Annotated in this window: 19 protein-coding genes; 9 read left to right on the top strand and 10 right to left on the bottom strand. The window is 65.4% G+C overall.

Annotation, left to right across the window (positions count from 1 at the left end; all coding sequences use genetic code 11):
• Entirely contained in the window at positions 1-1,512 is a 1,512-nt protein-coding gene (locus tag AC1MH0_RS02185; protein ID WP_480964513.1) for an ATPase domain-containing protein, read from the bottom strand.
• A 111-nt stretch (positions 1,513-1,623) separates the two neighbouring features.
• Between AC1MH0_RS02185 and AC1MH0_RS02180 the strand changes: the two genes are divergently transcribed.
• From AC1MH0_RS02180 to AC1MH0_RS02170, 3 genes are read left to right on the top strand one after another with little or no spacing between them, the layout of a single operon-like run.
• Positions 1,624-2,127, top strand: a complete 504-nt coding sequence (locus AC1MH0_RS02180) for a DNA-deoxyinosine glycosylase (RefSeq protein WP_480964512.1) — start codon at positions 1,624-1,626, stop codon at positions 2,125-2,127.
• Positions 2,128-2,149: 22 nt separating this feature from the next.
• Positions 2,150-2,650, top strand: a complete 501-nt coding sequence (locus AC1MH0_RS02175) for a DUF1993 domain-containing protein (protein WP_480964511.1) — start codon at positions 2,150-2,152, stop codon at positions 2,648-2,650.
• 44 nt (positions 2,651-2,694) lie between these two features.
• Complete coding sequence (locus tag AC1MH0_RS02170) at positions 2,695-3,321, top strand: DedA family protein (RefSeq protein ID WP_480964510.1); 627 nt, start codon at positions 2,695-2,697, stop codon at positions 3,319-3,321.
• 375 nt (positions 3,322-3,696) lie between these two features.
• Here the strand turns inward: AC1MH0_RS02170 and AC1MH0_RS02165 are convergent, their stop codons facing one another.
• The 7 genes from AC1MH0_RS02165 to AC1MH0_RS02135 all read right to left on the bottom strand — a co-directional run bounded on the left by AC1MH0_RS02165 (position 3,697) and on the right by AC1MH0_RS02135 (position 11,833).
• Positions 3,697-3,915: a hypothetical protein gene (locus AC1MH0_RS02165; RefSeq protein WP_480964509.1), complete on the bottom strand. Its 219-nt coding sequence runs from the start codon at positions 3,913-3,915 to the stop codon at positions 3,697-3,699.
• A gap of 122 nt (positions 3,916-4,037) precedes the next feature.
• Positions 4,038-6,521, bottom strand: coding sequence for a TonB-dependent receptor plug domain-containing protein (locus AC1MH0_RS02160; RefSeq protein WP_480964508.1), 2,484 nt, complete (start codon positions 6,519-6,521; stop codon positions 4,038-4,040).
• 65 nt (positions 6,522-6,586) lie between these two features.
• A complete protein-coding gene (locus tag AC1MH0_RS02155) occupies positions 6,587-7,357 on the bottom strand; it encodes a gamma-glutamyl-gamma-aminobutyrate hydrolase family protein (protein ID WP_480964507.1) in 771 nt (256 codons plus the stop codon).
• On the bottom strand, positions 7,354-8,316 hold the full coding sequence (epsC, locus tag AC1MH0_RS02150; RefSeq protein ID WP_480964506.1) for a serine O-acetyltransferase EpsC: 963 nt from the start codon (positions 8,314-8,316) through the stop codon (positions 7,354-7,356). Before epsC ends, AC1MH0_RS02155 begins: the two co-directional genes overlap by 4 nt.
• A gap of 1 nt (position 8,317) precedes the next feature.
• On the bottom strand, positions 8,318-9,115 hold the full coding sequence (locus tag AC1MH0_RS02145; RefSeq protein WP_480964505.1) for a phosphate/phosphite/phosphonate ABC transporter substrate-binding protein: 798 nt from the start codon (positions 9,113-9,115) through the stop codon (positions 8,318-8,320).
• Entirely contained in the window at positions 9,112-10,005 is an 894-nt protein-coding gene (locus AC1MH0_RS02140; RefSeq protein WP_480964504.1) for a fatty acid desaturase, read from the bottom strand. The genes AC1MH0_RS02145 and AC1MH0_RS02140 overlap by 4 nt, the downstream gene beginning before the upstream one ends.
• A gap of 148 nt (positions 10,006-10,153) precedes the next feature.
• The gene (locus tag AC1MH0_RS02135) at positions 10,154-11,833 is read right to left on the bottom strand and encodes an alkaline phosphatase D family protein (protein ID WP_480964503.1); all 1,680 of its coding nucleotides are present in this window, start codon (positions 11,831-11,833) and stop codon (positions 10,154-10,156) included.
• Positions 11,834-12,003: 170 nt separating this feature from the next.
• Here AC1MH0_RS02135 and AC1MH0_RS02130 point away from each other — a divergent pair, with 170 nt between their 5' ends.
• Positions 12,004-14,403 (top strand): TonB-dependent receptor, encoded by a 2,400-nt coding sequence (locus AC1MH0_RS02130; RefSeq protein WP_480964502.1) that lies wholly within the window; start codon positions 12,004-12,006, stop codon positions 14,401-14,403.
• 49 nt (positions 14,404-14,452) lie between these two features.
• Positions 14,453-16,927, top strand: coding sequence for a PhoX family protein (locus AC1MH0_RS02125; RefSeq protein ID WP_480964501.1), 2,475 nt, complete (start codon positions 14,453-14,455; stop codon positions 16,925-16,927).
• A gap of 324 nt (positions 16,928-17,251) precedes the next feature.
• Here the strand turns inward: AC1MH0_RS02125 and AC1MH0_RS02120 are convergent, their stop codons facing one another.
• Both AC1MH0_RS02120 and AC1MH0_RS02115 read right to left on the bottom strand, forming a co-directional pair.
• Positions 17,252-17,644 carry a MerR family transcriptional regulator gene (locus tag AC1MH0_RS02120; protein WP_120300301.1) on the bottom strand — a complete coding sequence of 131 codons (393 nt, stop codon included), beginning with the start codon at positions 17,642-17,644 and terminating at the stop codon, positions 17,252-17,254.
• Positions 17,641-19,326, bottom strand: a complete 1,686-nt coding sequence (locus AC1MH0_RS02115) for a long-chain-fatty-acid--CoA ligase (protein WP_480964500.1) — start codon at positions 19,324-19,326, stop codon at positions 17,641-17,643. Before AC1MH0_RS02115 ends, AC1MH0_RS02120 begins: the two co-directional genes overlap by 4 nt.
• Before the next feature lie 131 nt (positions 19,327-19,457).
• Between AC1MH0_RS02115 and AC1MH0_RS02110 the strand changes: the two genes are divergently transcribed.
• From AC1MH0_RS02110 to AC1MH0_RS02095, 4 genes are all read left to right on the top strand, one after another.
• Positions 19,458-20,594, top strand: coding sequence for a thiolase family protein (locus tag AC1MH0_RS02110; RefSeq protein ID WP_480964499.1), 1,137 nt, complete (start codon positions 19,458-19,460; stop codon positions 20,592-20,594).
• On the top strand, positions 20,594-22,912 hold the full coding sequence (locus tag AC1MH0_RS02105; protein WP_480965807.1) for a 3-hydroxyacyl-CoA dehydrogenase/enoyl-CoA hydratase family protein: 2,319 nt from the start codon (positions 20,594-20,596) through the stop codon (positions 22,910-22,912). The genes AC1MH0_RS02110 and AC1MH0_RS02105 overlap by 1 nt, the downstream gene beginning before the upstream one ends.
• 270 nt (positions 22,913-23,182) lie before the next feature.
• Positions 23,183-23,593: a DUF2147 domain-containing protein gene (locus AC1MH0_RS02100; RefSeq protein WP_107953232.1), complete on the top strand. Its 411-nt coding sequence runs from the start codon at positions 23,183-23,185 to the stop codon at positions 23,591-23,593.
• Positions 23,594-23,643: 50 nt separating this feature from the next.
• The gene (locus AC1MH0_RS02095) at positions 23,644-24,978 is read left to right on the top strand and encodes an OmpP1/FadL family transporter (RefSeq protein WP_480964498.1); all 1,335 of its coding nucleotides are present in this window, start codon (positions 23,644-23,646) and stop codon (positions 24,976-24,978) included.
• Positions 24,979-25,073 lie beyond the last annotated feature (95 nt).

The raw sequence follows: 25,073 nt of genomic DNA, 5'->3' as shown, positions 1-25,073 counted from the left end.
TCAGCCGCGAATATCCTGGATCCCCATCCGGCTGGCCATCAACGTCTTTCCTTCGCCCGAGAATGTCGGAACACCCGTCAGCACGCCCTGGAATTCGCGAAGGGGCTCGCCGACCAGCAATCCGTTGCTACCGATCTGAAACTCCCGGATCGTGCGTTCGTGCCGTGCGGTACGCGTCTTGATGACCGAAATCGCCTGCCGCACCTCGCCATGCGCCTCGAAATAGCGGAGCTGGACGATCGTATCGGACAGATAACTGAGGTCGACATCCGAGCGAACGTCGCCGGTAATCCCGTGCAGGCCGAGGATCAGCAGGCTGACGATGCCCTTCTGGCCGAGATACGTCAGCATCTCGTGCATCTGGAGGATCAGGAACTGCTCGTTCGGCATCGCCTGGAGGTAGGCGTTCAGGCTGTCGATCACGACGATCTTGGCGCCGTGCTGTTCGACTGCCGCCCGTACCGCGCCGGAGAACTCGCCCGGCGACATCTCGGCCGGATCGATCGCGCGTAGTTCGAGCTGCCCATTCTCGACGAACGGCATCAGGTCCATACCAAGCGACGCGCTGCGCTTCAGCAAGGTCGGCAAGCGCTCATCGAACAGGAAATACGCAGCCCGTTCGCCACGCTTCAGTGCTGCGATCATCGACTGCACCGACGCCGTCGTCTTGCCGACACCGGCCGGCCCGGTCAGCAGCGTCGCGGTGCCGGGGATGAGGCCACCGCCCAGCAACGTGTCGAGTTCGGTCGACCCGGTCGATACGGCATCGTCCGAATATTTCATGACGTGTTCGGACGCGATCAGGCGCGGATACACGCACAACCCGCCGCGTTCGATCTCGAAGTCGTGATAGCCACCGCGATACCGTACGCCGCGCATCTTCACGACGTGCACGCGACGACGTTGCGCACCGAATCCCGACAAGGTTTGCTCGAGCGAGATCACGCCGTGCGCGATGCTGTGCAACTGGAGGTCGCTGCCCGACCCGCTCTTGTCGTCGAGGAACAGCACGGTGCAGGCCCGCGTCGAGAAGAAGTGCTTGAGCGCGAGGATCTGGCGGCGATAGCGGATCGGGCTCTGCGCCAGCAGTCGCAGTTCGGACAGGCTGTCGATCACCACGCGCTTCGGGCGAAGCTCGTCGACCTTCGCCATCACGTCGCGGATCGTCTCGCCGAGCTCAACCTCGCTCGGGTGGAGCAACGTCTGTTCGTGATCTTCACCGAAGCCGTCGGCCGGCACCATCTCGAACAGCGTCAGGGGATCCAGCGACCAGCCGTGCGTCTGCGCCACCGCGCGCAACTCGACTTCGGTCTCGGCCAGCGTGATGTACAGCCCTGCCTCGCCGACCGATGCGCCCGTGAGCAGGAAGCCGAGCCCCAGCGTCGTCTTGCCCGTGCCAGGCGTACCCTCGACCAGGTACATCCGATCCGGCGTCAGCCCCCCATTCAGAATGTCGTCGAGCCCGTCGATACCGGTTCGTGCGAGCGCCGGTAGTTGTCCGTTCAGTGCCAAGTGGCAGTCCTTCCTGTGATCGTACCGCGCATGGTGCGACCATATGGTCTCGTTCTAGGTTATAACCGGCGTATCGCATAGCCTTACGGTCGCGCCACTCCGAGGAACTTAATGTCGCTCAAGCACTCGTTTCCGCCGATTTTCGATTTCGAAGCGCGTGTTCTGGTTCTGGGCAGCCTGCCGGGCGACCGCTCGCTAGCCGCGCAGCGTTATTATGCGCATCCGCAGAACCAGTTCTGGCAGCTGATGTCGCCGGTCGTGGGCTGCGATCTCGTCACGCTCGACTATGAGGATCGACTGGCGGCGTTGCGTGCGCGAGGCGTGGCGCTGTGGGACGTAATAGGCTCGGCGCGGCGAGCGGGAAGCAGCGATGCGGCAATCGTCGACGTCGAAGGCAACGACATCGTGGCACTCATCGCCCGACTGCCTAAGCTTCGTGCGATCGCCTTCAACGGCGGCACCGCGCTCAAGCAGGGTCTGAAGCTGCTCGGACCAAACTATGCTGGACCGAGCGTCGTCGCGCTTCCCTCCAGCAGTCCGCTACATACGATCGGTCTCGCGGCAAAGCAGCCCGCCTGGAACCAGCTTGCCGCGTTCCTCCTCGACCGGACGTGATTGCGCGCCTACGCCTGCGTCCATGACCCAGCTCTATGACCTCACCGTCCCCGCGTTTCGCCGCGGTTTCGCCAGTCTTTCGGCGATCCTCAAGACGGGCGAAGCCTATGCACAGGAGCACGGCATCGCCGAGGCGGATATGCTCGGCACGCGCCTGATCGACGACATGGCGCCACTGACCGCGCAGGTCCAGCGGGCGAGCGATACGGCCAAGGGCGCGATGGTTAGGCTCGGTGGCGTTCCGACGGTAGCGATGGCCGACGACGAGACGAGTTTCGCAGCGCTCCAGCAGCGCATCGCCGCAACGGTTGCGTTCCTGGATGGCGTCCCGCGCGACGCGATCGACGGCAAGGAAGACGCTGTCGTCACGATCGTCACGCCCAGCCGGACGTTGGACTTCACGGGGCAGAGCTATGTCCTCGGGTTCGTGCTGCCCAATTTCTATTTCCACATCACGACCGCCTACGCGCTGTTGCGGATGCGCGGCGTACCGATCGGCAAGATGGACTATCTCGGTCGCTAGCAGCCCGCATCGACGTCGATAACCGCCTGTAGCGAGGCGGATAAATGATACTGGCGGAGAACTCCGCGCTGCGGCAAGGGCGAGCGATGTCGATCGAAACGCTCATCGCCCAATACGGCCTCGCCGCGATATTCCTGGGTGCGGGGCTCGAAGGCGAAACCGCAGTCGTGACCGGCGGCGTGCTGGCGCATCAGAACCTGCTGCCGCTCTGGGGTAGTGCCGCCGCGGCAGTCGCGGGATCGTTCGCCGCGGACCAGCTCTTCTTCCTCGCCGGGCGCCGCTACCGCGACACCGCCCGCGTCCGCAAGATCGCCGCCAAGCCGGCGTTCGCCAAGGCACTCGACACGCTGGAACGTCACCCGACGGTCTTCATCCTAGGCTTCCGCTTTCTCTACGGCCTGCGCACGATCAGCCCTATAGCTATCGGCACGTCGCACGTCCCCGCGCGCACGTTCATGATGCTCAACGCGATCTCTGCGGTGGTCTGGGGCGTGATGTTCACCGGCATAGGCTATCTGTTCGGGGATACGCTGCTCGACGCGGTCCACAGCATCATGCCGAAGCATAAGTTGGCGGGCGTTGCGATCCTCGCAGTCGTCGTTGCGGTGGTGATGACCGCGATCCGCTATTGGCGCGGACGTCGATCCAACGCGGTACCGAAGACGCGCTGACGAATAGCGAATACTCGAGAGTACGGTCCCTGCCAGATGCCGGCACGCCGCCAAGTCTTCCAAACCTCGCGCTCAAAAATGGTGGCCCAGCAGAGGGGATCCGCTGGACCACGAGGTTCCGTCTAGGGAGCTTCACTTCGCCTTGACGTTGTCCCGTTGTAATACCCACTTATCAAATAGGAATAGAGTTATTCACCACCATCGGTGAGTAGAGTATTAATTGCGCCGAAATGCATCGGCTCGAAAACGTACTTCGATCGCTCGAAATACGAAAGGCGACGCATTCCCTAAAATGGGAAGTGCGTCGCCTTTCAAGTCTTCGAACAGATGGTTCGATTACCGAACCAAGCCATCTGTTACATTTTCAAGTCGTGATCAGAGCGAGTTGCCGCTCGAATTCGAATCGACCGAGTTCTCAAGGTCCGTCGAGTTGCTCGTTTCGATACCGTCTACCGCGGAAAGATTCGCATCCGATTCTTCGACGACCGTGTTCGACTGAATGTCGGTAACGTTCTCGGTCGCTGCGGGCTTGGTGCAGGCGGCGAGGCCAAGTGCCAGGACTGCAATCATTGGCACGATCGTGATCTTCTTCATCGAATGGTCTCCGTGATGACTAGTGCAGAATTACGACCGCAATGTGCGAAATCGATCCTGGAACCGAAAGCTACCCAGCGATGCGGCCGAACGCAATACCCTATCGTGCGACTATGATTTAATCACCAGCTCAGGCCTGCACGGGCGTAGACGTAGCGGCCGTTGAACCCGAACGGCGAGTAATAGGGGTAGCCGATCACCCCGGTCGGGTTGTTCGCGATGCTCGTCGCATCGGGGTAGACGTCGAACAGGTTGCTGACGCCAAGCCCGATCTGTGCGCCCTTCTTCGCCTGATAGCGGAGTTCGAGATCGGTGATCAGTTGCTTGCCGCTATGCACGTCGCCGGCCGCCGTCGTGCCGGGTTGAGTCACGTCGCCATAATAGGTGACGCGGGCCAGTGCGCCGAGCTGGTCGAGCGACCAGTCGATCGACCCGGTCACCTTCTCGCCCGGCGTACCGTTCTCCAGCGATTCGATGCGGTTGCGGGCGAACAGCGTCGGTGCGGGGTTGAGCGTCGAGGTCGATGTCGGCACGCGGGTGACGTTCACGTCGTTGACGTTACCGGCGATCGTCAGGTCGAACGTCCCGGCAGCATCGGTCGGCAGGCGGTAATGCGCGACCGCGTCGATGCCCTTTGTCGTCGAAGCGATCCCGTTGATGAAGAAGCGTGCCGCACTCACGTTGAACGGCGCGAGCAGCGCCGCGACCTGCGGATTACCCGCGGCGGCAAGGTTTTCCGACAAGCCGATCTGGTTTCGGATGCGGATGCGGTAGGCATCGACCGTCAGCTCCAACCTGCCGGCGCGGATTACCGTGCCCACCGAAAGATTTGTTGACTTCTCGGGCTCCAGCGGAAGGCCTCCGAGTCTGGCCGCAATGGGGCTGACCGATGGATAGGTGCCGGTCTGGATTGGATTACCGTTTTGAATGACGGTCGCAACCGAGGTGAAATACTGTTGCTGTAGTGCCGGCGCGCGGAAGCCGGTCGACGCCGTTCCACGCAATGCAAACCAGCGCGCGAAGTCATAGCGTGCGGAGACCTTGCCGGTGCCGGTCGAGCCGAAATCGGAATAGTCTTCACCCCGACCAGCAAGGCCAAGTAGCAGCTTGTCGGTCACCTGCGCTTCGACATCGAGATAGACGCTGCCGTTGCGACGGCTCCGCTCGATCGCGTTGTCCGGGGAGAATCCACCAAAGCCCTGCGCGCCTGGGGGTGCGGTCGGCAGTGCGCCGGTCACTGTCCCAGCGGCGGGATAGCCATAGGATGCAAGTTCGCCCGACTGGATCTTGAACCCCTCGCGGCGCCCTTCGAGCCCGAACGCGACGTTGACGCCCTGCAACACATCGAACTTACGATCGACGTCGAGCCCGACGATGTACTGGTCGTAGATCAGCGCACCGTCGGAGAAGTCGCGCTGCGTGGTGCGGCCATAGGCATAGTTCGCGGAATCCAGCGTCCGGAACCCGATCTTGTTGCGGCCATAGCTCGCGTTCAGGTCGACGTTCCAGTCGGCGACCACGCCCTTGATGCCGATTGCCGAGTTAATGTCGCGCGACTTGGTATTGATCAGCGGCAGGAAACCATCGGACAACCCTGCCAGCTCCAGTCGCGCGACTGCTACCGGGTCCAACTGCAACGGCAATCGCGGAAAGGCCGCGCTGCGCGTGTCGCGGTCCTGATAGCCGAGCCAGCCGTACAGCTTCCACGTGCCGGTCAGCGTCGTGCCGGCGTTGGCGAAGATGCTGTATTGCTCGACCTTGGGATCGCCGAAGAGCCCGGTCACACGACCCGGCGTCCCGGGGATTTTGACCAGCGCGCGCGTGTCGAAGTCGGCGCGGTTGGTCGCCTGGCGATCCAGATACTCGCCCGAAACGGTCAGGAAGCCGTCCTCGCCAAAGCCGATGCCCTGCCAGCCGGACACGGTCAGCGCATGCTCGCCATTCGTGCTGCGGCTGCCGCGCGCGGTGTCGATATCGGTGTTGTAGAAGCCGTAATTGACGGTCATGCCACCGCCCGATCGTGCCTCGCGTAGCCGCAGGTTGACGACACCGGCGATCGCATCCGAGCCATATTGTGCGGACGCCCCGTCGCGCAGCACCTCGATACGGTCGAGCGCAACCGTCGGGATCGTGTTCAGATCGACCGCAGCCGAGCCGCGCCCGACCGACCCGCCGACGTTCAGCAGTGCCGCAGTGTGGCCACGCACGCCGTTGACCAGCACGAGCGTCTGGTCGGGCGAAAGGCCGCGCAACGTCGCCGGGCGGATCGCGTCGGTGCCGTCGACGGCGGACGGCCGCGGGAAGTCGATCGACGGCGCGATCGCCGACAGCGCTGCGCCGAGCTCGGTCGTCCCCTGCCGCTGGAGCGCTGCCGAGCTCAGCACGTCGACCGGCGACGCGCTGTCGAGCCGCGACCGACCAACCGCGCGGGTGCCCGTGACGATGATATCGTCCTGCGTATCGGGCGCCGCGGCGAGGTCCGCAACAGGATCGGTGGCAGGCGCGGTCGTTGGTTGCGCTGGCACATCCTGTGCACGGGCCGCCTGCGCGCTGGCGAAGGCGAGGGTCGAGGCGGCGAGCGTCAACGCGGTACGATAAGCAGTCATGATAGTGTCCCTGTTAGTGGATCGCTCTGCGACGATCTCCGTGCGAACCAAACGAGCGGTCGCAGTCATCGGTCCCGATAGGTCCCAAGCGACTGGCCGATAAGTGAAAAGAATGCGCGGCTGGATGCGCTGGCTGCAACGTCCCATTCGGGATGCCATTGCACCGCCAGCACGTCGCCGCCGCACGGACGCGCCGAGAACGCCTCGACCAGCCCGTCCGAAACCGCATGTGCCTCGACGCTGAGCCCCTCCCCCAGCCGATCGATACCCTGGCGGTGAACCGACGTGACCGAGATGCTGGGCTCGGCGATCGCGGCCGCGAGCATCCCGCCCGATCGAAGTCTCACGTCGTGGACATGGTCGAACAGCGTCTCGTACGCGGTCGCGTCGTCGGTCGATCGGTGATGGCCATCGTCCAGCGCATCGGTCAGCGTACCGCCGAACAGCACGTTCAGCTCCTGCAACCCGCGGCAGATACCGAACACCGGCCGCCCCGCCTCGATCATCCGCCCCGCGAGTTCGAGCGCCACAGCATCGCGGTCCAGATCGAGCGAATCGTCGGCCGCATCGGACTTGCCGTAGCGTGCCCCCGCGACGTTCGATCGCGACCCGGTCAACAACAGCCCGTCGAGCCGCGATGCCAGTGCGCGCGTGTCCATCGCATCCGCCACCGCTGGTACCAGCAGGACGGTGGCGCCGGCATAGCGCACCAGCGGCTCGACGAAGCGGGTGGCGACCGCCTGGATCGGACGATCGACCACTTCGTTGCAGCACAACACGCCGATCACGGGCTTGGGCGGCCCATCCTCCCGACGACAGCAGGCAAAGCGCATCATGCGGCTCGACCCCGCAGCGTCTCGTGCAACTGGTCGGCGGCATCGCCCGCCAGGATCACCGCAGTTGGCTGCGCGACCACGCTGCCGGCGGGAACGTCCTCGAGCAGCCAGACATTGCCGCCGATCGTCGCGCCCTGCCCGATCGTCACGCGGCCGAGGATCGTCGCGCCGGCGTAGATCACGACATCGTCCTCGACGATCGGATGCCGGGCGAGCCGTTCGCGCGCCGACACGTCGGTCACGCCGAGCGGACTGCGCGCGCCGAGCGTGACGTGCTGGTAGATCTGCACCCGATCGCCGACGATCGCGGTCTCGCCGATCACGACGCCGGTACCGTGATCAATGAAGAAGCTTCGGCCGATCGTCGCGCCGGGGTGGATGTCGATACCGGTGCGGTTGTTGGCGAGTTCGGAGATGATCCGCGCGACGATCGGCGCGCCGAGGCCGTAGAGCGCGTGCGCGATCCGGTGATACAGGATCGCGACGATGCCGGGGTAGCAGATCAGGATCTCGTCCGCGCTGCGGGCCGCCGGATCGCCGAGGAATGCCGCGCGGACATCGTCGTCGACCAGTTCGCGGATCGGCCCCAGTTCCGCGCAGAACAGGCCGATGATCATGCTCGCATGGCTGACGTCGAACGATAGCACCGCCTCTTCCTGCCAATAGGCGAATTCGCGTTCGACCTGCCGCTGCAGCCGTTCCAGCGCCTGTCGCAGCCGCGTCTCGACGAACGCGTCCTCGCGCTCGACCGGACCTGCGAACATGCCGAGCCGCCCAGGGAACAGCGCCGCGACGAGATCGTCGAGCGCGCGACCGGTCTCGTCCAGCGACGGGAAGCGCGCGACGCTATGTCGGCCGTCCTGCTCCTGCCGCCAGGCGCGACGCGCGCTGCGGAGCTCGTCGATCGTCGTAGCGAGGTCGATCGGGTCGAATACTGATGACACGGCGTTATCCTTCATGTCAGCGGAGCGTGGGATAGCCGGCCCGGACGGCCTCGGCTTTCAGCGTCAATATCGGCGCCAGCGCGTCCGGCTCGGCGGGAACGATCCCGGCGAGGAACAGCGTCTCGCGTACCGCCGCCAGATCGGGATCGGCGGCAACATGATCGAGCGCGCTTTGCAACGCCGCCACCGTCTCGGCGTCGGTCCCGGCCGCGGTCACGAACGGCAGGCTCGGCGATGCAGGGCTCGGCGCGACGATCTTCAGGTCCGCCACCAACGCCGGCTCGAACCGTGCGATGATCGCATAGGTCACGCGGTCGATCGCCGCGAGGTCCGCCTTGCCCGTCCCGACCGCGACGATGCTGGCTCGATGCGCGCCGGTTTCGACCACCTCGGCGAAGAATGCCCCCTGCCCCGCAAACGGCGCGATCGTCGCGCGGAACAGGTTCATGCCGGTGTTCGACTGGCAATCGTTGATGGCCGCACGGCTACCGCGAAACGCCGCGACTGAACCGCGGGGATCGTCCGCCCTCGCCACGATCACGCTGCCACTTTCTCGCCCGGCGTAGATCGGGAACGCGATCACGCGCAGATCCAGCGTCGGATCGGCGATTAACGGATAGCCACAGGCCTGACCGAACAGCAGCGCCGGATCACGCCAGATCGCATGGACGTCGCGCGTTCGATCGAGCCGATCGGGCACCTCCGCGACACCGCGTTCGCGCAGGACGGCGGCGATGGCGGACCACAGCCGATCGTTTGCACCATGCTGCGCGGGGTGATCGTACATCCCGAGCGAAGCGATCCGGCCCGTCAAGACACGGGCTCGCGGTGGAGGGGATGGACCATGTCGTCATGCGCGCTGACCGCGAACCGCCGGACGATCTCGCCATACCCCTGATAGATCGGTGCCCCCGCCTCCGCGAACCGGGCTCGATTATGGCGGTGGTACGCTGGCAGGTCGTACCAGGCGAGCGACGGCCGCTCGTGATGTGCGGCATGCAAATTGTTGTTGAGATACAGCAGCCCGAGCAGCCCGCCATGCTCGACGCTGGCGGCGCGGCCGGGGCTCGCAAGATCGGCGCGGTGCTCGGCGTAGGAGCGCACCATGGTCAGTGCCATGCCCGGATAGACGAAGCAGAGCACGTAACAGCCGACGCCAAGACCGACATGGTCGAGCCACGAGAGCACCAGCACGACCGCGACGAGGTGCGGCGCCCAGTCGCGCGCTACGCACGCCGGTTCGCGCGCCAGTCGGCGGGACTCTTGCAGGAAGAGCCGGCCGACCGAGATCGCAGGTCCGAAGGCCATCTGACCGAGAAGCGTGGATTGAAGCCGGCCGAGGACCGCGGCGAAACCACGCGCCTGCACGCGGTAGCGGGACTCGGGGTCATGTCGCGGGTCGGTGATGCCCTCCGCGTGGTGATGCGCGACATGGCTGCGGCGGTACAGGCGATAGGGCAGCCACAGCGACAGCGGTGCAAACCCGATCGCGTCGTTGATCCAGCGGATCCTCGTGGGATGCCCGTGAATGACCTCGTGCTGCAGTGATCCCTGCCAGGCGAGCAGCCACCCGCCGATCAGCACCAGCAACGGCGTCGGAATGGCCGCATGCCACGCCGTCGCGACCATCCATCCGCCGTACACGATCCCTGCCAGAAGGACGGTCGGCCATCCTACCGTCGAACTCGAAGCCTCTCGCTGCATTCCCATCTCCGTCCGATGGGATGAATATCCCCCCAGCGAATGGGAATTGACAGTCGATTGAACTTTGCGGCGGAAAAACTTTGATTGTCAGGCGCTAGCCCTGGCGATCGGCGACCGGTTTCCGATCCCGTTCGAACGGAGGATCGTTTTAGGCGATCTCCTCCAGCGGCAGTTCGGGCCGCGCAGCCTGTGCACGAAACCGCTTCACGGTCGCTTGGGTGAACGGCTTGGCAAACACCGTCGACACGGTCACGAAATCGGCGGTCGCCTGCTCAGGCGTGAGCGTCAGCAGCGTGAAGCCCTTGGCGTCCTGATCGCAGAACCGGACCTCACCCTTGTTGGCGTCGGCGATCAACGTGCCAATACCCGGCAACAGCGAACCGTAGGACGGACTGGTGATCGCGGTGCAGCCGAATTCGACCGCGACCAGCTTGCCCGTGTCGTCGTGCAGATCGTTCGCCCAGGCGGCATGACTGTCGCCCGACAGCACGATCGGCCGCGACTTCGCCCGCCGGAACGCCGCGTACAGGCGCTCGCGCGCGGGCGGATAGCCGTCCCAACTGTCGAGGCCGAACGGCATGCCAGCCCGGTACGAAGCGGTGCCCGCCGCCAGTCGCTCGCGCCACATCGCCGGCAGCTTCGCCATCGTCTCGCCGAATTTCACCGGTCCGAGTTGCCGCTCCATGTCGGGGCCCGCGACCTTCGCCATCACGATCTGGTTGCCCAGCACCTGCCAGGGCTTCCCCGCGGTCACCGATGCCGCCATCGTCTTCTCGACCCAGGCAAGCTGTGCCGGCCCGAGCAGTTCGCGATCGGGCCGCGCGCGCTCCGCCAGCATCGGTGCGTATTCGGCGGGTGTGATCGCCTCGCCCTTCGACACGACCTGATGACTGCGCGCGAGCAACCGCGTCTCGACCATCACCAGCGTCGCGAGATCACCGAAATCGAAGCTGCGGTTGATCGCCGCCCAGGGCTGGCCAGGCTTGGGGTCGCGGATCGGCATCCATTCGAAATACGCCTGCATCGCCGCTGCCTTGCGCGCGTCCCAGTCGCCCTCGGTCTTGGGATCGTGGTTCTCGGCACCGTGCATCCAGTCGTCGTTGGCGACCTCGTGATCGTCCCACACGCAGATGAATGTGGCACGGGCGTGAGCCGCCTGCATGTCGACGTCGCGCTTCACCTGCGCGTGGCGCATGCGGTAGTCGGCGAGGCTGACGATCTCGTGGCGCGGCTCGACCAGCCGGCCGATCTTCTTGGCGATGTCCGCGCCGTACCCGTCGGCGCCGTATTCGTAGATATAGTCGCCGAGGTGCAGGACGGCGTCGAGCCGGTCGAGCTTGGCGATCGCGTCATACGCGTTGAACAGCCCGCCCGCGTAGAGCTGGCACGAAACGACCGCCATGACGGCGTCGGCAACCTTGCCGTTCGGCAGCGTCCGGAGCCGGCCGACCGGTGAGCGCGTGCCGTCCGCGGCGTCGAACCAGTAGCGATATTCGTGCCCCGGCTGGAGCCCGGTCGCCTCGACCTTCGCGGTGAAGTCGCGCGCCGCACGGGCCTTGATCGTGCCCGAGCGGATCGGCTTGCCGCCGTCGGTCTCCGCAACGTGCCAGGTCAGCGCGATATCGCCGGCCTGCGTCGCATCCACCGGTGTCGCCCGCGTCCAGAGGATGGCGCCGTCGACCGAAGGATCACCACTCGCCACCCCGTGATCGAAGCGCGCTTTCGCCGTGCCTGCTCCCTGTGCTGCTACGGCGGGGAGCGCGAGCGTCGCACCCGAGCCCGCAAGTTTCAGGGCATTCTTAAGCGCATCGCGGCGGTTGATCGTCATCGGCTCGGGCTTTCGTAACGGCTGTTGCCCGCCTGCTAGCCGGAATCGAAGACACCCCGGCGGCAACGATGTGACAGCGCCGTTACGGAATAGTCATTTTGCTTTCATGAAGACGCCATCGAAACGTCACCTCGTCCCCGTAGTGCGGCGGCAACGACACGGGGGACTTAATGACACGTATCTTCACGCGGCTCGCAGTTGCGACGCTCGCCACGACCTGCTCGACCATGGCGCTCGCGCAAGCCGGCTCCCCAGCGACCGCCCAAGCCGAAACCGAAGCCGCAACGTCGGACGACGAGATCGTCGTCACCGCGCAGAAGCGCGAGCAGCGGATCGAAGACGTCCCCATTACCGTCACCGCGCTGACCGGCGCCCGTATGGCGTCGATCGGCGTCAACTCGTTGAGCGAAGTCGCCGCCTATATCCCCGGCCTACAGATCCAGGAGCAGAGCGCGAACAACCCGGGCTTCGTGATCCGCGGCATCACCTCGGACAACGGCTCGTCGCAGCAGGGCGCGCGCGTCACGCTCTACTACAACGGCATCGACATCAGCCGTTCGCGCGGCGCGTATCAAGACCTGTTCGACCTCTCGCGGATCGAAGTCGTGAAGGGTCCGCAGGCGACCCTGTTCGGCACCGCGGCTGCGGTCGGCGCGATCAGCCTTGTGTCGGCCAAGCCGGAGCCCGGCATATCGGGCGCGATCAACGGCACGTACGGCAATTTCGACCGCACCCAGGTGTCGGGCTTCCTGAACGCCGGTAACGACGTGCTCGCCGGTCGCATCGCCTTCGCGTATAAATATCGCAAGGGGTACGTCCGCAACATCGCGGGCGACGCGAACGTGCCGAACCAGAACCAGGGCGGTGTCGATCAGGACGACCTGAACGGCCAGGACCAGCGCGGCATCCGCGGTTCGCTCCGCTATCGCCCGAGCGACAGCATCACCGCCGATCTCGTCCTGACCTATGACGGACAGCGAAACCCCGGCACCGCGTTCAAGAGCCGCGCGCACGCCCCGACCGGCGGCCAGACCGGCGACTATGGCTACGCGGAACTCTCCGGCTCTCCGTACAGCGCCGCGGTTCTCGGCGCGCGCAAGCTCGGTCTCGACCGCAACGTCTATGACGCGAACCTGACGATCACCGCGGACCTGTCGCCGGGGATCACCTTCACCACCGTCAACGGGTATCGCAAGTTCGACGCGCTCGAAGTGTTCGACGCCGATGGTGGCCCCGCCGCGTATCTCGAGTTCGCCGAGGACGCGAAGGGCGACCAGTGGAGCCATGAAAGCCGCTTCGCCTTCGAAGGGCCGAAGTACCGCGCCTCGGTCGGCTGGAACGCGTTCTTCGAGAACGGCTTCCAGCGCGTTCCGTTCGCGACCGAAGAGGGCACGTACCTCGCCTGTTCGGTCACGCCCGCCTACGCCCCGATCCGCGCGGCGCTGAACGGCGCCGGCATCCCGACCGGCACCGGATGCGTCGCACCGAACGGCACGGTTCCCGCGACGCGCGCAACCGCAGCGCTTACGGGTGGTCGTGCAACGGCAATACCTTATGCCGCGGAGTTCACGAACTACGGCAACAACGATACCTACTCGTTGTTCGCCGACGCAACGTACATTCCGGTGCCTGCGCTCGAACTGACCGCGGGCGCGCGGATCCTGATCGAGGACCGCCAGTCGGGCTATTCGTCGGTTCAGCCGAACTCGGTGATCCTGGCGGCACTCGGCATCCAGTCGAGCCTGCTCGGCACGGCCAACACCAACGGCAACAAGTTCGTCGCGGAGAAGAGCTTCACCGCGATCCTGCCGCGTTTCAACGCGCTGCTGAAGCTCAACGACGCGGTCAATCTCTACGCGACGATCAGCAAGGGGCGCCGTTCGCCGGTGGTCCAGCTCGCCGCGCAGCGCACCGCGTTCGGCGTCGGTCCCAACCTGCAGGTCGTCCCGCAGGAGAACGTCTGGAACTATGAAGGCGGCATCAAGGGGCGCGTGGGCCCGTTCAGCGGCGCGGCATCGGTCTTCTACCAGACCTATGACGGCTTCCAGGTGTCGGTGACGAACAACGGCGTGACCACGACGCAGAGCGCCGGGTCGGCCAAGAACCTGGGCGTCGAACTCGAAGGCAATCTGAAGCTCGCATCGTATCTCTCGGTATTCGGGACGTTTGCCTACATCGACGGTGGCATCGGCGACGAAGCGGCGAACGGCGTATTCGCCGGCAACCGCTTCCGCCTCCAGCCGGACACGACCGCGTCGGGCGGCGTGATCCTTCGTCTGCCGGTCGGCGGCGCGACGGTCTACGCCACGCCGAGCGTCACCTACCGCACCAAGGCGTTTTTCGAACTACCGAACAACCCGGCGATCAGCACGCCCGGCTACACGCTGGTCAACGCCCGCGCCGGGATCGAGTTCGCGCAAGGTCGCTACAGCGTCGGCGGCTTTGTCCGGAACGCGACCAACAAGCGCTATTTGATCGACGCGGGCAACACTGGCGGCGGCTTCGGCATCCCGACCTACATCGCCGGCGAGCCGCGCTTCTACGGCGTCGAGTTGGGCGCGAAATTCTGATTTCCACGCATCGTTACACACCACGCAACCATCCCCGGGGGGACCAAGCATGACGTTCGAGACCATCTATACCGACGGCGATATCGACACCAATCCGACCGCCAACCCGCATATCAACGACCTGATCGAAACGCGCTATTCACGTCGCCAGACCTTGATGGGCGGCATGTCCGCGACCGCCGCGGCGGTGTTCGGCGGCATGTTGCTGACCGGGTGCGACGATGACAATGACGGCAATGGCTCAAGCCCCGTCACGGTAACGGCGACCGCCGGCGGCAGCTCGACTGCGGGCCGCGTCGCGACGTTGACCGGCGCAGCGATCGGCCAGGTCGACAGCGTGACCTGGACGCAGACCGCCGGCCCCGCCGTCACGCTAGCCGGTGCCTCGACCGCCACCGCAACCTTCGTCGTACCGGGTGCTGCTGCCGGGACCGTCCTCAGCTTCCAGTTCACCGCAGTATCCGCCAGCGGCTCGGTCAGCGCGACCACCAGCGTGACCGTCGGCGCGGCCTCGTTGGGCTTCACCGCGGTTGCGAAGAGCCTGGCGGATGTCGTTGCAGTGCCTGCGGGTTACGCGGTGACGGTCTTGTACCGGCTCGGTGATCCGATCGGCAGCGGCGTCGGCGCCTATGCCAATGACGGGACCGACGCGACGTTCTCGAAGCGCGCGGGCGATCATCATGACGGCATGAGCTATTTCGGCATGTCCGCCACCGGAACGCCGGATGCGAACGGCAATACGCGCGGCCTACTCGTGCTCAACCACGAGAACATCACGCAGGCCTACCTCCATCCGAACGGCCCGACTACGACGGCCGGCGTCCGCCCCGAAGCCGAAGCGCTGAAAGAAATGGAGTGCCACGGCGTGTCGGTCATCGAAGTGAACCGCGCCGCCGCGTGGAGCTACACCACCGCCTCGTCGTTCAACCGTCGTATTACGCCGCTGACGCCGATGAGCTTCTCGGGTCCGGTGCGCGGTGCCGACAGCCTCAAGACGCGCTACTCGCCGGATGCCACCACCGGTCGCGGCACGATCAACAATTGTGCCAATGGTACAATGCCTTGGAACACGTACCTGACCAACGAAGAGAACTGGGTCGGCTATTTCAAGCGTGAAGTCGGCGACGCAGCGCGGCGCGCGGCAACTGGCCCGGTGGGCGTCAAGGCGAACACCTCGCTGACGCGTTACGGCAAGGGCGAGAGCAATACCGGCGGCAACTATGGCTGGTCGACGGTGACGCCAGCGGACACGACCAGCACGCTCTACTCGCGCTGGAACATCACCGCGCAGGCCAGCGCACCCGCCGATGGCACGGGCGATTTCCGCAACGAGATTTTCCAGTACGGCTGGGTGGTCGAGATCGATCCGTTCGATGCCGCCTCGACGCCGCGCAAGCGGACTGCGCTGGGCCGTATGAACCATGAGGGCTGCCAGATCGGGCGGACGATCGCTGGCGTGAAGCCGGCCTTCTACATGGGCGACGATGCGCAGAACGAGTATATCTACAAGTTCGTATCGGCGACGCCCTGGTCGGCTGCGGATGCGACGGCCGCCAACCATCTCGCAATCGGTGACAAGTATCTCGATGCCGGAACGCTTTACGTGGCGAAGCTCGCAGCGGATGGTAGTGGCCAGTGGCTTCCGCTGACCTATAATGTCGGCCCGCTGACCTCCGCGAACGCGGCCTATCCGTTCTCGAGCCAGGTCGATGTGCTGATCAACACGCGTCTCGCCGCCGATGCACTGGGTGCGACGCGGATGGATCGCCCCGAGTGGACCGCGGTAAACCCGGCGACCGGCGAGATGTATTGCACGCTCACCAATAACTCGTCGCGTACGGTCGCTACCGCCGATGCGCCCAACCCGCGCGCCTATGTCGATCCGAAGACCACCGGCGGGCAGACCACCGGCAATGCCAACGGGCACATCATCCGCCTGCGCGAGACCGGCGACACGTCCGATGCGCTGACCTTCGCCTGGGACATCTACGCCTTCGGTGCGGGTAGCGATCTCGACGCGACCAACATCAACCTGTCGGGCCTCGATGCGACCAACGACTTTTCGTCGCCGGACGGTTTGTGGTTCGGCCTGCCGAGCAATGCGTCGGGGACGATTGCGCCGGTGATGTGGATCGAGACCGACGACGGCGCGTACACCGACGTCACCAACTGCATGTTGCTCGCCTCGGTGCCGGGAGTCGTCAATGATGGCGGCACGCGGACTGTGACGAACACGATCGGTGCGGCAACCGGTTCGGTGACGACGCGGATCGGCAAGGCACCGGGGGCGGCGCTGCGTCGCTTCCTGGTCGGGCCGAAGGAGTGCGAGATCACCGGCATCCACTCGACGCCGGATGGGCGGTCGTTGTTCGTCAACATCCAGCATCCGGGTGAGAATGGCGGGCCGACGAACATCACCAGCAGCTGGCCGGCGAATCAGGCCGGCGCGGTGACGACGCCGTCACGGCCGCGGTCTGCGACGATCGTGATCACGAAGACCGATGGGGGTGTCGTGGGGCTTTAAGCTCGAGAATCCTTACGATCCTCCCCCGCAAGGGGGAGGTGGCACCGGAGGTGACGGAGGGGGAGGACACGGAACATCGGTTTCCGTGTCCTCCCCCTCCGTCTGGCAAGTGCCAGCCACCTCCCCCTGGCGGGTGAGAATTTTAGTGTCCCTCGATCACACCGAAAAACCCCGCCCCGGCGGAGGCCGGGGTCCAGTTGGGGGACGTTGCTGACCCGGAACGCGCTTCGTTATTGCCACCTCTCCAACTGGGCCCCGGCCTTCGCCGGGGTGGAGCAGTCTCGAGTGCGTGGTGCAATTTCAGGGGGCGACTTCCCTTATTCTCTAGACCGTCCCCGCCGGGATCCGCGCCAGCGCCTCCTGCTCGATCTTCTCCAGCTCGTCCCGCGTCTGGACGATCGCCTCGCGTTGCGCATCGAGCAGGTCGATCCGTTGGCGGCAGCGTTCGGCCAGCGCGCGCATCTGTTCCACATGCTGCGGGTCGGCGTCGTAAAGATCGAGGAACTCCTCGATATCGCGCAGCGTGAAGCCGAGACGTTTGCCACGCAAAATCAGCTGCATCCGGGCGACTTCGCGCCGTGTGTAGACCCGCGTCGTGCCGATCCGGCAGGGCTCGATCAGCCCCTTGTCCTCGTAGAACCGGAGCGTCCGCGCGCTCACGCCAAGCATGCGCGAGACTTCCTGTATGCCGGTAAGATCGTCCTGTCGGTCGTTCACGCGTCCACTCCCCTCGCCTCCGACGCCGCCGCCTTTGCGGTCTCTTCAGCGACAAGTTCCTTTTTGGATAGCTTGCCGATCAGCGTCTTGGGGAGACTGTCGCGGATTTCGACCTCGCGGGGAAGCTCGATCTTGCTGATCTTGTCGCGCAGAAAATCGCGCAGTTCGAGCGGGGTAGCGACCGTACCTTCGGCCAGCACGACGAACGCTTTCGGCGCCTGCCCGCGGTATTTGTCGGGTACGCCGATGACGACGGCTTCGAGCACGGAGGGGTGTTCGTACAAGGCCTCCTCGATCACGCGCGGATAGACGTTGTACCCGCCGGCGAGGATCAGGTCCTTGATCCGGTCGACGATGAACAGATAGCCGTCCGCGTCGAGATGCCCGACGTCGCCGGTGCGCAGCGCGCCGTCCGCGAACAGCTCGGCGGTGGCGGCGGGCTTGTGCCAGTAGCCTTGCGTGATCTGAGGACCGCGCGCACAGATCTCGCCATTCTCGCCGATGGGCAACAGGCGCGTCGGATCCTCGCGATCGCGGATCTCGATCGTCGTGCCGGGAAACGGCAAGCCCGCCGAGCCCGGCTTGTTGAGGCCATCGATCGGGTTGCAGGTGATGATCGGCGAGGCTTCCGACAGACCATACCCCTCGCACAGCTTGGCGCCGGTCGCCGCCTCGAACGCGATCCGCACCTCCGCTGGCAGCGGCGCGCCGCCCGAGATGCAGGCGTGGATCGAGGACAGGTCGATCTTTTGCGTTTCGGCGGCCGTCGTAATGGCCGCATAGATCGTCGGCACCGCGGGGAAATAGCTCGGCTTGGTGCGCTCGATCGTCTTGAGCAGTTGCTGCAATTCGAAGCGCGGCAGCAGGATCATTTCTGCGCCGGTGCGGATCGAATAGGTCAGCACGGTGGTCAGCGCGAAGACGTGGAACAGCGGGAGTGCGCCAAGCACGCGGTCCTGGTGCGGTTGCTCGCCACCGACGAAGACGACCATCGCATCGGCGTTCGCGACGAGATTGGCGTGGCTGAGCATCGCCGCCTTGGGCTCGCCGGTCGTGCCGCCGGTATATTGCAGCACTGCGACCTCGTCAGGGGAGACAGCTACCGGGGACGGCGCCCCCTTCGCCTTAAGCAGCGAGCCGAACGTCGAATGGCGCGCGTCAGTCGGTGCCCGACCGATCTCGGCGCGCTTGAAGATGCGGTAGGCGATCGACTTCAGCGTCGGCAACGCGCCGGCGATCGGACAGGTGATGACGTGCTTCACGCCCATCTGCCCCGCGACCTTGAGCACACGCGCGTGGATCTCGGCTATGTCGCAGGTGGCGATGATCGTCGCGCCCGAATCCTCGAGCAAATGCGCCAGCTCGCGCTCGACATAGAGCGGGTTGACGTTGACGACGACGCCGCCCGCCTTGAGAATCGCGAAAAACAGGATCGGATAATAGGGCGTGTTCGGCAGGCAGAGCGCAACACGCGTACCCTTCACGACGCCCATGTCCTGGAGCCCCCGCGCCGCCCGATCGACCGACTCGCCGAGCGCGGCATAGGTCAGTGTCCGGCCCATGAAGTCGAGCACGTTGCGCGACCCGAACCGCTGCACCGACAGGTCGAGCATGTCGCCCAGCAGCCGCGGCTCGCCCAGCAACGGTACGCCGATCGCCTTGCCCCCGGAAGTGTCCTGCATCTCGCTCTCCATTGCTCAGTGTGCGTAAGCCATATTGTCGGCCGCTTCACCTTGACGTAAAGGTGAGGTATCGCACCTTAAGGGTAACCCGCAAGCGTTAACCGGGTCGACCGCAATATGAGAGGATCATCGTGACCAACGTCGTCATCGCCGGGTACGCCCGTTCGCCGTTCCACCTCGCCGGCAAGGGCGAGCTCGCCCGCGTCCGTCCGGACGATCTCGCCGCGCAGACGATTCGCGGGTTGCTCGACAAGACCGGCGTCGATCCCGCCGAGATCGAGGACATCATCCTCGGTTGCGCTTTCCCCGAGGGCGAGCAGGGCCTCAACGTCGCCAAGCTGATCGCGCAGATCGCCGACCTGCCGATTTCGGTCGGCGGGATGACGGTCAACCGGTTCTGCGGCTCGTCGATGAGCGCGATCCACATCGCCTACGGCCAGATCGCGGTCGGCGCGGGCGAGGCGTTCATCTGCGCGGGGCTCGAATCGATGAGCCGCGTGCCGATGGGTGGCTACAACCCCCTGCCCAACCCCGAGCTCGCGAAGAAGAGCGCCGGCGCGTACATGGGCATGGGCGAGACCGCCGAGAACGTCGCGCGGCAATACCAGATCACGCGCGCCGAGCAGGACGCGTTCGCGGTCAAGAGCCAGGACAAGGCCGCCGCGGCGCGCGCCGATGGCCGCTTGTCCGACGAGATCGTGACGATCCAGACCAAGGCTGGCCCGGTCAGCCAGGACGGCACGATCCGCGCCGGCACGACCACCGAAGCGCTCGCCGGACTGAAGCCTGCGTTCAGCGCGGATGGCTCGGTGACCGCCGGCACGTCCTCGCCGCTGACGGATGGCGCGTCCGCGGTGCTGGTGACTTCCGAGGAATTCGCGAAGAAGCACGGCCTGACGATCCTCGCGCGGATCAAGTCGATCGGCGTGTCGGGTTGCAGGCCCGAAACGATGGGGCTTGGCCCGATCGGTGCGTCGAAGAAGGCGTTGGAGCGGGCCGGGATCACCGTCGCCGACCTCGACGTGGTCGAGATCAACGAGGCGTTCGCGAGTCAGGCGATCGCCTGCATCCGCGACCTGGGCCTCAAGGACGAGGCGATCAACCTCGATGGCGGTGCGATCGCGATCGGTCATCCGCTCGGCGCGACCGGCGCGCGGATCGTCGGCAAGGCGGCGTCGCTGCTGTCGCGCGAGGGTGGGCGCTATGCGCTGGCGACCCAGTGTATCGGCGGCGGTCAGGGCATCGCGACGGTGCTGGAGCGCGCATGATGGTCGATCAGGTCAAGAAGGTCTGCGTCATCGGCGCGGGCGTGATGGGTGCGGGCATTGCGGCGCAGGTCGCGAACGCCGGGATCCCGGTGCTGTTGCTCGACATCGTGCCGCGCGAGGGTGATGACCGCGACGCAGTGGCCAAGGGCGCGGTCGCGAAAATGCTCAAGACCGACCCTGCGCCCTTCATGTCGAAGCGCGCGGCCAAGCTGGTCGAGACGGGCAACATCGACGATCATCTGGGTCGCGTCGCCGAGTGCGACTGGATCGTCGAGGCGATCGTCGAGCGGCTCGACATCAAGCAGGCGCTGTACGCCAAGCTCGAGGCTTTAAAGCGCCCCGGCACTGCGGTCTCATCGAACACCTCGACGATCCCGCTCGGCAACCTCGTCGAGGGCCGGTCGAACCAGTTCAAGGCCGACTTCCTCATCACGCACCTCTTCAACCCGCCGCGCTACATGCGGCTGGTCGAGATCGTCCGCGGTGAGCACACCGACGTCGCGGTCGCCGAGAAGGTCGAAGATTTCGTCGATCGTTTCATGGGCAAGCGGATCGTCCGCGCGAAGGACACGCCGGGGTTCATCGCCAACCGCATCGGCACCTATTGGCTGGCGATTGCGATCAACGCGGCGATGGACCAGGGGCTGACCGTCGAGGAGGCCGACCAGATCGGTGGCCGTCCGATGGGCGTGCCGAAGACCGGGATCTTCGGGCTGGTCGACCTCGTCGGCGTCGATCTGATGCCGCTGCTGTCGAAGAGCCTGTCGTCCACGCTGCCCGCTGGCGATCCGTATTTCGATACGGTGCGTCCGCTGCCGCTGGTCGACAAGATGATCGCGGAAGGGTTCACCGGCCGCAAGGGCAAGGGTGGTTTCTACCGCTTCGACAAGGCGACGCGGACCAAGTTGTCGTTCGATCTCGCGACTGGCGAGTATCGTGCGGAAGCCAAGCCGGCGGAGTTGCCGGGCAAGACCGGCAAGGACCTCGCGGCGCTAATCGCGGAGCCGGGCAAGATCGGCACTTTTGCATGGTCGATCCTTGGCAACACGCTGTCCTATGCGGCGATGCTTGTCGGCGAGGCGGCGGACGATGTCGTCGCGATCGATGATGCGATGAAGCTGGGGTACAATTGGAAATACGGGCCGTTCGAGCTGATCGACCGGATGGGGCCGGGTGTGCTCGCCGCGCGCCTTGCCGAGGAAGGTCGCGACGTTCCTGCGATCCTGACGACCGCGGGCGATCGTCCGTTCTACCGCGTCGAGAACGGCCAGCGTCAGTATCTCACGGCTGGTGGTGACTATGCCGACGTGCCGCGCGCGGACGGCGTCGAACTGCTGGAGGACATCAAGCTCCGCTCGCGGCCGATCCTCACGAACCTGTCGGCGTCGCTCTGGGATGTCGGTGACGGCGTCGCGGCGCTCGAGTTCCACACTAAGATGAACGCGCTCGACGATCAGGTCGTCGCGCTCATCAACGAGGCGATCCCGGTGGTCCGCGAGCGCTTCAAGGCGCTGGTGGTGTATAACGAGGCATCGAACTTCTCGGCGGGTGCGAACCTGGGCGCGGCGATGTTCGCAGTCGGCGCGGGCCTTTGGGACATGGTCGAGGCCAGCGTCTCGGGCGGTCAGCAGGCGTACAAGGCGCTCAAATACGCGCCCTTCCCGGTCGTCAGCGCGCCGGCCGGGCTCGCGCTCGGCGGTGGGTGCGAGATCCTGCTCCACTCGGACGCGGTGCAGGCGCATGCCGAGACCTACGCAGGCCTCGTCGAATGCGGCGTCGGGCTCGTCCCCGGCTGGGGCGGCAATGGCGAGATGCTCGACCGCTGGACCAAGTCGCGCACGCTGCCGAACGGGCCGATGCCGGTGCTGACCAAGGTGTTCCAGGCGGTCTCTACAGCTCAGGTCGCCAAGTCGGCGGCGGAGGCGAAGGAGATGATGATCCTGCGCAAGGCCGACGGCATCACGATGAACCGCGACCGGTTGCTCGCGGATGCGAAAGCCAAGGCGCTGTCGCTGGTCGAGGGCTATGTCGCGCCGGAGAAGCCGACCTTCCGCCTGGCGGGCGCGAGTGGCCGGACGGGGCTGAACATGGCGGTGGCGGACTTCCACAAGAAGGGTCTGGCGACCGACTATGACCTCGTCGTCGCGGATCGTCTCGCCGAGGTGCTGACCGGTGGCGAGGCGGATCTGGTCGACACGGTGACCGAGGACCAGATGCTCGACCTGGAGCGCGCGGCGTTCATGGCGAGCGTCAAGGATCCTCGGACTCAGGCGCGAGTCGTGCATATGCTCCAGACGGGCAAGCCACTCCGCAACTAAGACTGTTCCCCCGCGAAAGCGGGGGCCCAGGGTCAAGCAGCGCTGCGTTCGTGATCCTGGGCCCCGCCTGCGCGGGGGCACACCGTGCGCATGAACACTTTTTCACCGCCCGGAATCAGTAAGAAGACTTGACTTGTCTTCGTACAATTCTAGTCGGGATCGATAACTGCCGTATACGGCAACAAGGTCGCGATAACGTCGACGGCCTGACGAAACATTCGACGACCGCACGCATGCGGCGTCACCAACGACACTAGGAGAGGATAGAAGATGTCCCTGTTGATCGCCACCGCCCTGCTCGCCGGCGCGTCCGCCACGCCCGAGACCGTCATCGGCCGCTGGAAGACCGAGACGCACAACGCCATCGTCGAGATCGCCCGCTGTGGCCCGTCGATCTGCGGCAAGATCCTCACCTCCGACGCGTTGCGCGCCAATCCTTCGATGAAGGATGCGAACAATTCGAACACCGCGCTGCGCAATCGCCCGATCCAGGGGATGCAGATGCTGAGCGGCTTCAAGTCGGACTCGGACGGCGTCTGGAGCAGCGGTCAGGTCTACAATGCCGAGGACGGCAAGACGTATAGCGGCAAGATCACGCCGCTCGGTGCGAACCAGCTGAAGCTGCGCGGCTGCGTCTTCTTCCCGCTCTGCAAGACCCAGACCTGGACGCGCGTGCGCTGAAGCGCCGCTTCCTCCTCCCTATTATCAGTATAGCTTTCAGGACCTTACCCATGACGCTTCGCACCAAAGCTCCGCTTCTCGCGGTATCCGCACTCGTCTCCGCGTTCGGATTCGCCAGCACCGCCTACGCCGACGCCTTCTATCTCCAGGCACAGTCCGCTCGCGGTGCCGGCCGCGCATTCTCGGGTGAAGGCGCCGATACCGGCCCTGACTCGCTGTGGTGGAACCCAGCCGCGATCGCCGGCATCCGCGACGGCAGCGCGACGCTGAGCGCAAGCGCGATCCTGCCCAAGGGTGACGTCGTCGACACCGGCACGCTCATCGGCCGCCCCACCTTCTCGCCGACGACCGGCCGGCCAACCGGGTTCAACTACACCCCCGTTGGCGGCAACGGCACCTCGAGCGATCCGATCAACAAGGGTGTCGTCCCGTCGGGCGCGATCGCCTATCCGCTAACCGACCGGATCGCGATCGGCGTGGCGGTGACGTCGCCGTTCAGCTTCACCACCAATTACGAAGCGAACAGCTGGGCACGCTACAGCGCGGACAAGACCCGGCTGCGGACGATCGACATCCAGCCCTCGATCGGCGTTGCAGTGACCGACTGGCTGCGCGTCGGTGGTGCGCTGAACGTCGAATATACCGACGCGACGCTCAACAACGCGCTCCCCAACCTGTCTGCGGCGCTGCCCGACGGCTTCCAGGAGCTGAAGGGTGACGGCTGGGACTTCGGCTGGACCGCAGGCGTTCAGCTGCACAACGACTTCGCCACCGTCGGCGTTAGCTACAAGTCGAGCATCCGCCACAATCTGAAGGGCAGCCTGAACATCACCGGGCTGGTCGGCCCGCTGGCAAGCTCGAACGTGTCGCTCGACGGCGCGAAGGCGAGCTTCAACACGCCGGGCCAGGTGATCGTTGCCGGTCGTATCCGCGCGACCAACGCGCTGACGCTCAACGCGCAGGTCGTCGCCTATTACTGGAGCAAGTTCGACACGATCGATCTCGGTGCACCGCTGAACACCGCGATCCCCGAGAACTATCAGGACAGCTGGAGCCTCGCAGGCGGCTTCGACTACGCAGTCACCCCCAAGGCGACGATCCGCGCGGGCGTCCAGCGCACCAAGACACCGACCCAGGACGGCCTTCGCGATGCCCGCGTACCCGACGCCGACCGCTGGACCTATGCGGCGGGTGGGTCGTACCAGCTGACCTCGCGCATCGCGCTCGACGCCGCCGCGCAGTATGTTGATTTCGAAAACAGCACGATCGACCGCAGGACGGCTGCCTATGTCGGCACCGCTGCACAGACGAACATCATCACCTCGGGCGCGCTGCGTAACGCGTCGGCCGTCGTGCTGTCGCTCGGTGGCCGGCTGAGCTTCTAACTAAATCCTCCCCCGCCAGGGGGAGGTGGCTGGCACTTGCCAGACGGAGGGGAGGCAGGAGATGACTTCTGCTCCGTGTCCTCCCCCTCCGTCGC

It is taken from the genome of Sphingomonas sp. AP28 (assembly GCF_056680455.1).
This window is presented reverse-complemented; position numbering and strand designations above follow the sequence as displayed.